Origin of the sequence: Pseudoalteromonas sp. M58 (assembly GCF_042604605.1) — a bacterium.
GTDB classification, from domain to species: domain Bacteria; phylum Pseudomonadota; class Gammaproteobacteria; order Enterobacterales; family Alteromonadaceae; genus Pseudoalteromonas; species Pseudoalteromonas tetraodonis.
The window spans coordinates 278,740-292,601 of sequence record NZ_CP152390.1 but is presented as its reverse complement, the minus strand read 5'-3'; the positions used below and the strand labels follow the sequence as shown (position 1 = coordinate 292,601).

General features: G+C 41.6%; 11 protein-coding genes. 4 read left to right on the top strand and 7 right to left on the bottom strand.

What is annotated here, in order from left to right:
* Positions 1-138: 138 nt before the first annotated feature.
* From elbB to AAGD16_RS01325, 3 genes are all read left to right on the top strand, one after another.
* Positions 139-786, top strand: a complete 648-nt coding sequence (gene elbB, locus AAGD16_RS01335; RefSeq protein WP_171040101.1) for an isoprenoid biosynthesis glyoxalase ElbB — start codon at positions 139-141, stop codon at positions 784-786.
* Positions 787-1,009: 223 nt separating this feature from the next.
* Entirely contained in the window at positions 1,010-1,402 is a 393-nt protein-coding gene (locus AAGD16_RS01330; protein WP_024602126.1) for a cytochrome c5 family protein, read from the top strand.
* Positions 1,403-1,576: 174 nt separating this feature from the next.
* Positions 1,577-4,141, top strand: a complete 2,565-nt coding sequence (locus AAGD16_RS01325; RefSeq protein WP_013463870.1) for a diguanylate cyclase domain-containing protein — start codon at positions 1,577-1,579, stop codon at positions 4,139-4,141.
* A 13-nt stretch (positions 4,142-4,154) separates the two neighbouring features.
* Here the strand turns inward: AAGD16_RS01325 and rep are convergent, their stop codons facing one another.
* Positions 4,155-6,173, bottom strand: coding sequence for a DNA helicase Rep (gene rep / locus AAGD16_RS01320; protein WP_377113164.1), 2,019 nt, complete (start codon positions 6,171-6,173; stop codon positions 4,155-4,157).
* A 113-nt stretch (positions 6,174-6,286) separates the two neighbouring features.
* On the opposite strand from rep, the gene AAGD16_RS01315 reads away from it, so the two are divergent.
* A complete protein-coding gene (locus AAGD16_RS01315; RefSeq protein WP_008112735.1) occupies positions 6,287-6,550 on the top strand; it encodes an accessory factor UbiK family protein in 264 nt (87 codons plus the stop codon).
* Between the two features lie 48 nt (positions 6,551-6,598).
* Here the strand turns inward: AAGD16_RS01315 and AAGD16_RS01310 are convergent, their stop codons facing one another.
* From AAGD16_RS01310 to ilvD, 6 genes are all read right to left on the bottom strand, one after another.
* Positions 6,599-7,243: an NAD(P)H-binding protein gene (locus AAGD16_RS01310; protein WP_028834472.1), complete on the bottom strand. Its 645-nt coding sequence runs from the start codon at positions 7,241-7,243 to the stop codon at positions 6,599-6,601.
* A gap of 1 nt (position 7,244) precedes the next feature.
* Positions 7,245-7,910 carry a carbonate dehydratase gene (gene can, locus AAGD16_RS01305; protein ID WP_215521903.1) on the bottom strand — a complete coding sequence of 222 codons (666 nt, stop codon included), beginning with the start codon at positions 7,908-7,910 and terminating at the stop codon, positions 7,245-7,247.
* A 10-nt stretch (positions 7,911-7,920) separates the two neighbouring features.
* Positions 7,921-9,105, bottom strand: coding sequence for a methyltransferase (locus AAGD16_RS01300; protein WP_377113159.1), 1,185 nt, complete (start codon positions 9,103-9,105; stop codon positions 7,921-7,923).
* A gap of 133 nt (positions 9,106-9,238) precedes the next feature.
* Positions 9,239-10,222: an ABC transporter substrate-binding protein gene (locus AAGD16_RS01295; RefSeq protein WP_368485250.1), complete on the bottom strand. Its 984-nt coding sequence runs from the start codon at positions 10,220-10,222 to the stop codon at positions 9,239-9,241.
* A 144-nt stretch (positions 10,223-10,366) separates the two neighbouring features.
* A complete protein-coding gene (ilvA, locus tag AAGD16_RS01290; RefSeq protein WP_377113156.1) occupies positions 10,367-11,920 on the bottom strand; it encodes a threonine ammonia-lyase, biosynthetic in 1,554 nt (517 codons plus the stop codon).
* A 2-nt stretch (positions 11,921-11,922) separates the two neighbouring features.
* Entirely contained in the window at positions 11,923-13,779 is a 1,857-nt protein-coding gene (gene ilvD, locus AAGD16_RS01285; protein WP_377114746.1) for a dihydroxy-acid dehydratase, read from the bottom strand.
* Positions 13,780-13,862: the final 83 nt, after the last annotated feature.

The following is a 13,862-nucleotide window of genomic DNA, read 5'->3' as shown; positions in this document are numbered from 1 at the left end:
TTCATGGCTACTAATCACTAAATGGCATATAGCGCATAACAACGTGCTTTGCGCCTAAAAAACGAGCAAATAAATTTTTAAATCGGCTGATTCATCGTGTTAAACTTTATTTAAGAGACTTTAATGGAGCGAAATGATATGAAAAATATAGCTGTAATTTTAGCAGGTTGTGGTGTGTTTGATGGTAGTGAAATTAATGAGGTGGTACTGACTTTATTACACATTGAAAAAAATAATGCTCAGTATCAGTGCTTTGCACCTGATATAGAGCAGTACCACACCATTAATCACATCACTGGTGAAGAAATAGCACAGCCGCGAAATGTATTAGTTGAATCAGCTCGCATCACCCGTGGCAATATAAAGTCACTCGCTGAATTAGACGTTACACAATTTGATGCACTCATTATCCCTGGGGGCTTCGGGGTAGCTAAAAATCTATCTGACTTTGCTATTAATGGCACTAACGCTAAAGTAAACGAGGCAGTACTTAGCGCTTGTAAAGCGTTTGCGGATGCAAAAAAAGCCACGGGTTACATGTGTATTGCACCGGCTCTATTGCCTTTTATTTATCATAAACCTCAGCTTACTATTGGTAATGATAGCGACACAGCCGAGGCTCTTAGCACATTAGGCGCTGAACACGTAGAGTGTAAAGTGGATGATATTGTTATTGATAAAAGCAATAAACTCGTTACGACACCGGCCTATATGTTGGCACAGTCTATTATGGATGCAGATGCAGGAATCGATAAGTTAGTGCGTAACGTATTAGCTATGAGTTAGTCGTAAGGGCTTTGATCGCATTAAAGGCGTGATGATCCCGTTTTATAATTTAACTATGCGCTAAACCATGTAATTTTATTGAGTTAAGACAATCATTAGTCGTATTTCTAAATAAAATCGACTCTGAGCATTTTATAAATGACTTAGTGGAGTTATAATTGGTTTAAATTCCGTCATTTAAAATCGTGATTGATCACGTTCAAATTGAAGTGGGCAAGGCAAAATGAAAAAACTATCAGCTGCAGCATTACTTGTGCTAGCAACCACCGCATACGCACAGCCATATGATAACTCTATGACTGAAGATGCAATTAAAAAACGTTTAGCGCCTATCGGTGCTGTTTACCTTGAAGGTGAAAAAGTAGAGGTTGCTGCACCAACAGGGCCTCGTTCAGGCGAGCAAGTATATCAAGCGGCCTGTTTTGCTTGTCATGGTACAGGTGCTTTAGGCGCTCCTAAATCAGCTGACGATTGGGCTCCTCGTATTGCTAAAGGAAAAGATACCTTATTAGATCATGCAATCAACGGCTTCAATGCAATGCCGCCACGTGGTACATGTATGGATTGTTCTGATGATGAAATAAGCGCAGCAATCGACTTTATGACTGCTAAATAAAATCAGTCAGGCTAAAACTATAAATGAAAGGCTTACTCACAGTAAGCCTTTTTTGTTTCTAATTATCGATTTTTCGCAGCATAATTAAGATAAATATCTACTTGACGCAAAATGTTAAAAGTGGAACTATAATGATTAATAACTATACAAAAAATTATAACTGGTTAAACATCATTGGAAGATAAACTCATTGTACCGAGTAGCGTAGTGCGCCAAAATAAACGACTAAAAGCACTATTGAAAAAGTACAAACATGCCTACCACCTCCACAATGCCCTGATACAGCTATCAGAGCAAGCAAGTACTGTTGCCGAATTAACCTTACTTTACCCAGCTATTCATGACATTTTACAAAAGTATGTCCCGAGTAAAAGCTTTTATGTGGTGCTTGTTGAGCCGCAATCACAACAGTTGGAACTGTCTTATTTTTCTGATGAAAAAGATGGAATTTCTGTACCACTTAATCGGGAGAATAATTTTGAAGAAGGCGCAACGGGTTATGTGTTTAAGCAAGGAAAGACCACTTATTTCACTAAGCAACAAATGCATGATGCTGCACAGCAAGGCTTATTCAAAGCATTAGGTACACCTGCAGAACACTGGGTAGGCGTTCCAGTTTATCAAGAAAAAAATATTATTGGCGTATTAGCAGCGCAAAGTTACGACACTGAGCAAGGTTATAGTTCGCAACAAATAAACCTACTTGAAGCAATGTCACTTTATTTAGCGACAGCTATTGAACGCGTTAAGAAACGAGAGTTGCTCGAATCAGAAGTAAAACTAAGAACCCGTGCATTAACGCAAAGCAATGATGCTTTAAATGTTGAAATACAACAGCGAAAAAGCGCCCTGCAACGCCAGCAAATATTATTTAAAATTTCAGAGCTGACAACTCAAGCTAAAAACCTAGATGATGCTTATTTTCAAATACACGAAATAATAAAAACCATCACTTACGCAAAAAATCTTTATATTGCCTTGTATGATAAAGAAACGGGCTGGATTAGTTTTCCTTACAGTGTTGACGAATTTCAAGGCAGCACCCAACCAAGGCGCTTTGCAAAAGGGTACAGTGAGCTGGTGATCAGCACCGAAGAAACACAAATAATTCACCCGCAAAGAGCACAAGAGTTATTAGATAGTGGCATTGTAGAGCGTGAAAAACCAATTGATGAATCTAGAAGAGCCACCAGCTGGCTTGGCGCTCCGCTAAAAACATCGCAAGGAGTTATAGGTTTAATTGTTTGCCAAGCTTATAATAATGAACACCTTTTCACACAAGATGATGCAGAACTCATAACCTTTGTATCGCATCAAATTGCCACGGTATTACAAACAAAATTAGCCTCACAGGCGCTGAAAAAGAGCCACCAAGAGCTCGCTTCTCGAGTAAACGAAAAAACCAAAGAGCTAAGCCAAGCAAATTTGCATTTACAGATGCAAATTGATGAGCGTAAAAAAATAGAGCAGCAGCTGTATCACGATGCGCACCATGACTCATTAACAAGCTTGCCTAATCGTAATTTATTTTTAACGCAGCTAGAAAAAACGCTACAGTTTTACCAACGTCACCCTGATGAGCACTTTGCGGTACTGTTTATTGATCTTGATAAATTTAAAGATATAAACGACCAGCTTGGGCACCATGCCGGAGACGAATTTTTAATTAGCGTGGGTCAGTTGTTCTCTCAATGTATCCGTGAGCATGATTTATTAGCACGCTTAGGGGGAGATGAATTTGTAATTTTACTCACTCATTTAACCGAGCCAAACCAAGCTGAAGATGTTGCAAATCGAATCATCAACATCATGCGAAAACCTTTTTGTACAAAAGGTATTTGTGTGCAAAGCGGCGCGAGTATTGGTATCACTTATTCAAAACAAAGCTATAAACATACAGATGAAATTATTAGAGATGCTGATGCCGCAATGTATTACGCTAAAAACTCTGGTAAAAATCGCTTCGAATTATTTCACCCGTTACTCACAGAGCCAATGCTGCAACATGAGTCACAAACATTGCACCATCTTGATGTATTACCTATGACGTTTCGTAGCTCAGATATTATTTCTATGGATGAGCATTATCAATATGCCTCATTATTTGAAGCGTTTGGTGAACACCCTGTACTTGGCTTTACTAGTTTTGATATTTTAAAGAAATTTGCAAGTGATAAAGAACAGCATATAAAAGTAGAACTCCAACTGATTTTACAAGCGTATCAACAAGCGAAAGACTCTGAAATAAGCGTTGCTCTTCTGCCTTGCTCAAGTCTGCTTTTAGAAAAGCATGAGTTCTCTTTATTAACTGCTGCACTAAAGCAGCCATTAAACATTGATCCACTTTGTTTGTTGTTTGATGATCAAGAATTACGTTACGCCAGTGCGCTGCAACTAGAAAACTTAAAACAGCTTAAAGCGCTGGGCTACTCTATTGGTCTAAATAATTTCGCAAAGGATAAATGCGAGCTTAATTTAGTGACCGAGATAGAATTTGATTACTTACTATTAAGCTCCACTTTCAGTAAACGAATATTGCAGCAGGAATGCTATGACTTGCAGCTACAAGGTTTGCTGGCTATCACTAAACTTAAACACATTAAAGTGATTGCTAAAGGCCCGTCAATATTAAACTTCAGAGCCCTTTTAGATAAGCATGGCTTGAACTTGTTTGTTGCCAAACAGCACCCACTTAAAAGCGCGATACGTTCAACACTTATAAGCTCAGAATCAAAATAACGCTAAACACATGCTATTGTGGTTTTTTTAGCATTGCCCTTAAATTTGCAACCCGAGCTTGGCCTTTTTCCATGCGTTCAGCTTGAGTATTAGGCGCTTTTTTGTTTTCAAAGGCTAAGTCATCTTGTGGTAGCTCTTGCACAAACCGGCTGAGCTCCGTTTGCGATGTTTCACCAAATTGACGACGAATTTTAGCATACGTTAAGGTTAGCTCTTGCTGCGCGCGGGTAATACCTACATAGGCAAGGCGGCGCTCTTCATCTACATTATCCTCATCAATGCTTACTTGGTGTGGTAATAGCCCCTCTTCCATGCCTACCATAAATACATAAGGGTACTCGAGTCCCTTTGAAGCATGCAGCGTAAGTAATTGTACTGCATCTGCTTCATCTTCTTCCTCGTTACGCTCTAGCATATCGCGCAGGGTCAATTTACTAACCACTTCAGCTAACGTCATTGGCGGATTATCGGCATCGCCAGTCAGCATATCGGTGATCCAACGGTACAGCTCCGAGACATTTTTCATCCGCATTTCGGCGGCTTTGGCACTCGGTGATGATTCATATAAATAGGCTTCATAATTAATATTTCGCACTAAATCTTTGACCGCTTCTAAGGTATCGCTGCGTACTGCGTTATCCGACAGCTCAACCACCCAACGGGCAAACCCAGCTAACGCATTAAAACCACGTCCTTTTAGTCTGTATCCTAAGTCGTTATCAAAACAGGTGGCAAACAAGCTTTGATGTTTTTCATTGGCTAAGGTGCCTAGTTTTTCAAGCGTCACCGTGCCTATTTCACGCCGTGGCGTGTTCACGATTCTTAAAAAGGCATTGTCATCATCTTGGTTCACTAAAAGACGTAAGTAAGCCATGATATCTTTAATTTCAGAACGTGAAAAAAACGACATCCCGCCGCTAATTTTATAAGGTATACGGTTACTCATTAACGACTTTTCAAAACCACGCGCTTGGTGATTACCCCGGTACAAAATCGCGTAATCTTTATAGCTGGTGCGCTTCATAAACTTATGAGAAATAATCTCTGCAACCACACGCTCAGACTCATGCTCTTCATCGCGACAACCAATGACTTTAATTTGCTCACCATAGCCAAGTTCACTAAAGAGCTTTTTTTCAAACTCATGGGGGTTATTTGCAATTAATATATTAGCCGCTTTAAGAATGCGCCCTGCACTACGGTAATTTTGCTCTAGTTTTATTAATCTTAATCCTGGATAGTCTTTACTTAATAACACCAAATTTTGTGGGCGAGCACCACGCCAAGAGTAAATTGACTGATCGTCATCTCCTACCACAGTAAAGCGTGCACGTTCACCAACCAGCAATTTTACTAATTGGTATTGGCTGGTATTAGTATCTTGGTATTCATCCACCAGTAAATACCGAAAACGCTGCTGCCAACGCTCACGTGATGTGGCATTACTGCTTAAAAGCAGCGTGGGGATCATAATTAAATCATCAAAGTCGAGTGCATTATAAGCGCGAAGCTGATTTTGATAACGCGCATATAACTGAGCAAACAAGGCTTTTTGTGGCTCTCTGGCTTCGCGAATAGCTTGCTCTGGTAAAATGAGTTCATTCTTCCAGCTACCAATTTGCATTTTAAGTAGATTAAGTAAGTCTTTGTCTTTTTTAAGCTCATCTTCGGTTAAATCAGCAAGTAATTGATTCGTATCTTGGTCGTCAAACAACGAAAAACCAGGTTTGAACCCGAGTATTTTTAACTCTTTTTTGATGATTTCAAGCCCGAGTGTATGAAATGTAGAGACCCATAAACCTTTTGACTCTTGCTTTCCTAAGGTTTGCAAAACCCGCTCGCGCATTTCTTTAGCCGCTTTATTGGTAAAGGTAACCGCCGCAATATTACGCGCTTGATACTCACACTTCTGTACTAAGTAAGCAATTTTGTTGGTGATAACTCGTGTTTTACCCGAGCCTGCGCCGGCTAATACTAAGCAAGGACCACTAATGTACTTTACCGCTTCATCTTGTTTAGGATTGAGTTTCATAACGACTAGCTGATTGCAAAAAGACGGGCAATTTTAACGTAATCACTACAATACGCCTAGCCAATAAGGTAATATTAGTTATTATCATTTTAGGCAACAGGCAAGGGACGACTATGATTAACCCAGCAAAACTTGAAGAAATTGCGAAACAGATCACTAATAACATGCCACAAGGTGTAAAAAACCTGGCTGATACACTTGAAGGTAAAACCAAGCAAGTGTTACAAAATAAGCTTGCCGAAATGGACTTTGTAAGCCGTGAAGAGTTTGATATTCAAAGCCAAGTGCTGATCCGCACCCGTGAAAAGCTAACTGAATTAGAAGCAAAAGTAGCGATACTTGAACAGCAATTATCGGCAAAAACAGACGCAGAATAATAAATATAACGCCATAGACGAACCTGCTTTATGGCGCTAATCACTCAGTTATTCAAATAGCTCGTCGAGCACATAGTAACCCGTTGCTTGTTGCTGCTCTATGCTCACCCTTAGCAATTTATTAGCTACTTGCTCACCGGTTATTGGTCTATACCGTTTGAAGATGCCAAAACGCGTTAACAGTGGCAGTACCACCTCACCTAACTTTTCTGCAATTCTAAGCTCTGATCGCTCGCCGACTAACAAAGACGGTTGCAATATACTCAAGCGCGAAAAACCAAGCTGCTTTACCTGCTGCTCAAGTTCCCCTTTGATTTTTAGGTAACGGCTCATGCTATGCGCATTTGCGCCACTTGATGACACCAAACAATAATGAGGAACACCGTTATTGGCCGCCATTTGCGCACAAATAAATTGGTATTCAAAATCAACTTTACGCTGTGCTGCTGCGCTTCCAGCTTGCTTTAACGTGGTGCCTAAGCAGGAAAAAAACACGTCACCTTTGAATAACTCAACGTAATGTGTCAGGTTCTCAAAATCAATAACATGGCTAGTTAATTTAGGATGAGAAAAGTCTAATTGGCGGCGCGATAAGCTCACTACTTTCGTATAGCAAGGAGATGCTAACAGCTGTTGTAATAACTGGCTGCCCACTAAGCCGGTACTGCCGATTATTAACGCCGTTTTAGCCATATTAAGCGTGACTACCCGCTGACTTGCTCAGTACATGGTGTACTGCTTTTTTATAGCTAGTGCATTCTTCTTCAGCGCAGCTAACTACCGACTCTAAATCATGCAAGTGACCGTTTTCTAATCCATATACCCAGCCATGCACAGTGAGCTCTTGACCTCGTAACCAAGCATCTTGAACAATGCTAGTGCGCGATACGTTACGCACTTGCTCAATCACATTAAGCTCAATTAAACGATCAAGACGCTGTTTTTCTGGTAGAGCATTAAGTTGCTCTAAATGCTTTTCTTTTACATCACCAACATGGCGTAGCCAGTTATCAATAAAGCCAAAGCGATCTTCGTTTAATACCGCTTGTACACCACCACAACCGTAGTGGCCAACAACCATAATATGTTTAACTTTTAATACTTCAACCGCATACTGCATAACCGATAAGCAATTATGATCTGTGTGCACTACCACGTTGGCAACATTACGATGCACAAACAATTCACCTGGTAATAAATCAACAATTTGATTAGCAGGAACTCGTGAGTCAGAACAACCAATCCATAAATATTCTGGATTTTGTTGCATCGATAAAATTTTAAAAAATTCGGGATTAGCTTCGCTCGTTCTAGATGCCCAGCGTTTATTATTTTCTAGTAGGTTATTTAAATTTCTCATTACATCTCTTTTAGGTCGAGGGCGTTAAACTGGCTAAAATTAAAATATTACGGGGTGTTAATTGCTTCTCACAAAATGTACTAACACTGACGTTATAGCCTTGCTGTTGCAAATATAAAGCACGATCGAGCACAAGCCAAACTTCTATTGCTCTTCTAAACACATGTCGAACCAGTTCAACTCGCTCGGTTATCTTTTTTCGCGCCTGCCCAATCAATAAAAATTTATTGTAATCAATATCTTTTGGCAGTTTTAAGGCTTTTTTATCTGCCGCCCACTTACAAAATGATTCAAACGAATCTGAAAATATTGCTTTATTCACTGAGGGCACACTAACATACGCCGACTCACCGGTGAGTGACTTTCTTAAAGCATCAAACCCGAGTCGCCACTCAACTTCTGTTTTTCGTACTTTGCCCACTCGCGATGGAGCCGTGACGGTTTCTTGCAAGGCGAGTTTTAAATCTCGATGAGTTAAATTAAGCGCGCTTCGCTTCGCCTGTTCGCTCATTGCTTGATAATTATTCTCGGTAAACAAGTGATAGCAACAAGGTGAAAAACTAATTTGTGTTACTTTGGCCGCACTGGCTTGATGCATAAAAGTTTGATGTAACGCACCGCAGGCATGTAAAGCAACGGCATGGGTTTGTGGGTTAAAAAAACCCTGAGTGTTATCTGTGAGTACATCAGCTTGGCTAAATTGCATAGCAAGCCCCTGTTGCTGCGCACTTTTTTGTCCTTGCTCACATAAGTGAGATTGTAGCTCAATACTGTGCACGCTCGGCGCACCATTAAAAGCTAACATTCGTCCTAAATGGCCTTTGCCTGCACACCACTCTAAAATAGGCTGATCATTGGCAGGTAGCGCACCAACAAAGTCTTGTAGCTGTGTAAACTTTCGTCCTTTAATACCGTTACTAATCCAAAACGGATAATCCGTTCGACTGCTTGTTATGACAGGGAGTGAAGCTAATTGGCTTAATTGCTCAATACCGGGTATGTAAGGTGAAAAAAACTGATAAAGTTGCGCTTGATCAGTATCTAACTCAGCAACGTCCTGATCAGTTAAAGCAGTTAGGGGGTCGTGTAATTCAGGCCACGGTAAACAGTCAAAATCAAACGCAGTACATTGCCAATACGAGCGCGTATTCATCAGTAACGAATCGAGGGCAGTAAATTGCTCAGTTAAGGTCATAACAGCTTAAAATATTAAAAAGGCAATAAATTATACCAGTACACTCGCGCCTAATTAAGCGGTTATTTTTTTAACCTCGCAGAGCAAGGGGATTACTTAACTTTCCCACCTTTTCTATTGGTTAAATTAGCCATTAGCGTGCTTTGAACATTAACCGTAAATAAAGGGGAATAGAAATAATACTAATAATAATGGCCGCAATCAGCATCCAAGAAAGCTGCAACGTTTCTTGTTTTTTATATTTATAAATAAAATCGGCTTTTACTTCGTCAAACTTTGTTTGGTCAATCTCATATAAATCAGCAATTAAACGCCATTTGGCCATCGACATATTACCCACATTGGTGCTTGGCGGCGCAATATAGTCTTTTAGCACTTCGGCCTCATAAGCTAATTGATGAAAACTACGCTCAGGGGCATAAAACTGCTGAGTAATGGCGATGGCTTCATCCATATTCATTACCGCATAACGCCACCCTTTTAAACTCGCTTGGTAAAACTTTTCTACCGTATCGGGGTGGTACTTAATCATGTTATCACTGGTAAATAAAATATCTGCGTATACGTCCATACCATAACGTTGTGGACATATAAGTCGATGAGCAATACCTTGCTGATCCATATAATAAGGTAAGTCGGTAACATAGACTTCGATGGCATCTATTTTATTTTCCATCCATGCTTTTTGTAATTTATCGCCTTTGTATATAGCCAACTTTTCGATATTTATACCGCTGCGCTTGAGCATAGTTAACAACTCAGAATTGCTCTCTTTACTCACTTCACTTACACGTTTATTGACAAAATCACGGGCATGAAAAATATCAGAGCTTTCTTTGACCATCCAGCAATAAGGAGAAAACTGTAATATGGCAGCCATGGCGACAAAGGGTTTACCTGCAATACGCTGCTGTAAAATACCAGAATGCGCAACCCCAAACTGGGCTTCACCACGCTCTACCGCGCCAAAACTATTGGGTCGTTTTTGATCTGCAGGCACAATAGTAACGTCTAAACCGGCCTCATCATAATACCCTTTTTGCTGAGCCATATAATAACCCGCAAATTGAAATTGATGTGTCCACTTTAATTGTAGTGTGACTGATTCCTGCGCCATTAACTGGCTACAAAAAAGGCAGGCGCTAATTATCATTCCTTTAAGTAACAAAGAGAGTTTCCAAAAAACGTAGTGATTAACGTAACTATATGTAAAGCAGCTGATAAAGCAAGCATCCACAGAAGATGCCTGCTTAAAATAGGATTATGCTAAGGCGAGCTTTTCAAGCTTTTCTGCTTGAGGTTGTGTGGTTAAAAACTGGGTGAAACACGGGTTATGGGTTTCGTCTTGAACACTGTAACCTAGGCGTTTTAAGTGCTCATTAAACATCTCATATTGACTTGGCTCAATAGCAAAACCTGCCAATACATTACCCGTTGAACCGCCATGATTACGGTAGTGAAATAAAGTGATATTCCAATTACTACCCAGTGTATCTAAAAAGCGCGCTAATGCACCTGGGTACTCTGGAAACTCAAACCGCAGTAAGCGTTCATGTAGCTGCTCTGGCGCTTTACCACCAACCATATACCGTACATGAAGTTTTGCTAATTCGTTATCTGACAAGTCGCAAAACGAATAGCCATTATCGGTTAGGCTTTGTTTAAGCTCCTCAAGTTCTGCTAATCCTTGGCGCAGTGCAATACCAACAAAAATTTGCGCCTCGCCAGGCCCCGCATATCGGTAGTTAAATTCGGTAATAGCGCGCCCACCTAAAGAGGCACAAAACTGTTTAAAGCTACCGCGTTTTTCATCAATTGTTACCGCTAATAATGCTTCGTTCTTCTCACCCAATGCAGTACGTTCAGCTACATAGCGTAAGCGATCAAAATTTAAATTAGCACCAGACAAAATAGCCGCTAAGTTTAACCCCTTTAAACCCGACTGCTGAGACCATTTTTTAAGCCCTGCAGTTGCAAGTGCGCCTGAAGGTTCGGCAATAGCACGGGTTGATACAAAAATATCTTGCATGGCAGCACATATTTCATCATCTGACACGGTCACCACTTCATCGCAAAACTTTTGCGCCAGTCTAAATGTTTCGCTACCAATTATTTTTACGGCAACACCATCGGCAAAGCTTCCTACTCTTTCTAGCTCTACAGGCTCTCCCGCTTCCATGGCAGCTTTTAAACAAGCGCTTTCATTAGCCTCGACCCCAATCACTTTGATATCTGGGCGCAGCGATTTAATGTATACCGCCATACCCGCCAGCAATCCGCCGCCGCCAACAGGAATAAATACCACGTCTAAGTCGTTCAGCTGTTGCATTAGTTCACGGGCAACTGTGCCTTGACCAACAATGACATCGGGGTCATCAAATGGAGGGACAAATACGCCGTTTCGCTGCTCAGTTAATTCAAGCGCATAAGCCTTTGCGGCATCAAACTGATGACCATGTAACACGACTTCCCCGCCCAATGCTCTTACCGCATTAACCTTAATTTCAGGCGTGGTTACGGGCATGACAATAGTGGCTTTATGCCCTAGGTGTGAAGCACTCAGCGCCACCCCTTGAGCATGGTTACCTGCCGATGCGGTGATCACAACCGAGCCCTTTGGCAGCTTATTTAATTTATTAAAAGCACCGCGTAATTTAAACGAGTACACCGGTTGCTGATCTTCACGCTTTAACCAAACATGATTACCTAATCGTGCACTCAATTCGGCCATTTCACTCACCTCAGTCACCTTAGCTAAAGGCTCCATATTGGCTTGGATAATAGCGCGAAAATAATCGAGTTCTTGAGAAACCATACCTAACTAAGCTCCTCCAGTTTGGCTAAATCACGCACCGCACCTTTATCGGCACTGGTTGCTAGTAGCGCATACGCTTTAAGCGCAGATGACACATAACGATCGCGGTTAAGCGGCTTATAAGCTTGTTTACCACGAGCCAATTGTTTTTGCCTGCGAGCTTCGAGTTCCTCATCGCTTAATGCTAAAGTGATTTCTCGAGTAGCGATATCGATGATAATTTTATCGCCATTTTCAACATAAGCTATCGCGCCACCGCTGGCTGCCTCGGGAGACACATGGCCAATCGATAAACCTGACGTACCACCTGAAAAACGCCCATCAGTAATTAATGCACATTGCTCTGCCAAACCTTTTGATTTTAAGTAGCTGGTTGGGTATAGCATTTCTTGCATGCCTGGGCCGCCTTTAGGGCCTTCGTAACGAATTACAACTACATCGCCGGCTTTTACTTCGCTATTTAAAATCCCTTCTACAGAGTCATCTTGAGACTCATAAACAACAGCTGTGCCTTCAAAGTGCAGCATTTCATCGACAACGCCGGCACTTTTAACAATACAGCCATCAACCGCTAAGTTACCTGAAAGTACCGCCAGACCGCCATCTTGACGAAATGCATGTTCAACACTGCGAATACAACCATGTTCACGGTCATTATCCCCTTCGTCCCAACGGCAATCTTGGCTCATGGCTTTAGTAGTACGAATACCAGCGGGACCCGCGCGGTAAAACTTTCGCGCCACTTCGTTATTAGGATCCGTTGCATCCCATTTTTTTACCAGCTCACCCATGGTCATGCCGGCAACATGATTAACCGATAAATCAACCAAGCCGGCTTTACCAAGCTCGCGTACTATGGCCATCATGCCACCAGCGCGGTGTACGTCTTCAATATGGTATTGCGCGGTAGCTGGGGCAACTTTACATAAAAACGGGGTTTTACGTGAAAGTTCATCAATGTGTGACATATCAAAATCAACGCCAGCTTCTTGTGCCGCTGCGAGTAAATGTAATACCGTATTTGATGAGCCGCCCATGGCAATATCAACCACCATAGAGTTCATAAATGCGGTTTTATTAGCGATGGCACGAGGCAGTACGTCTTGGTTATCTTTTTGGTAATACTCGCGGCATAAATCAACGATGCGAGCACCTGCTTCAACATACAATTGTTTACGGTCTTTGTGGGTCGCAAGCGTGGTACCGTTACCCGGCAGCGCAAGGCCTATTGCTTCTAATAAACAGTTCATTGAGTTGGCAGTAAACATCCCTGAACACGACCCACAGGTAGGGCATGCAGAGCGTTCAACTTGCTCTGAGTCGGCATCACTTACCGATTCATCGGCACCTTTAACCATGGCATCTACTAAATCGAGTTTAATATCGATATTGGCTAATTTAGTTTTACCCGCTTCCATAGGGCCACCCGATACAAAAATAACCGGTATATTTAAACGCAGCGCCGCTAACATCATCCCAGGGGTGATTTTGTCGCAGTTTGAGATACAAATCATCGCATCAGCACAATGGCCATTGACCATGTACTCTACCGAGTCGGCTATTAAATCGCGCGATGGCAGTGAATAAAGCATACCGCCGTGCCCCATGGCAATACCGTCATCTATGGCGATGGTATTAAATTCTTTTGGAACACCGCCCGCTTGGGTGATGGTTTCAGCCATTAGTTCACTGAGCTGATTAAGATGCACATGCCCCGGCACAAATTGTGTAAATGAGTTAACCACAGCAATAATTGGTTTACCAAAGTCGGTGTCGGTCATGCCTGTTGCACGCCATAATGCTCTTGCGCCTGCGCGTTTACGTCCTTCAGTAGTCGTTGCACTTCTTAATTTAGCCATAGTTACCTCAGTATTTGCCGCAATAAATGCGGGCATTCCTCATTCTTAAAATTGATGAGTAACCACGTGAACAGTTACTCGTA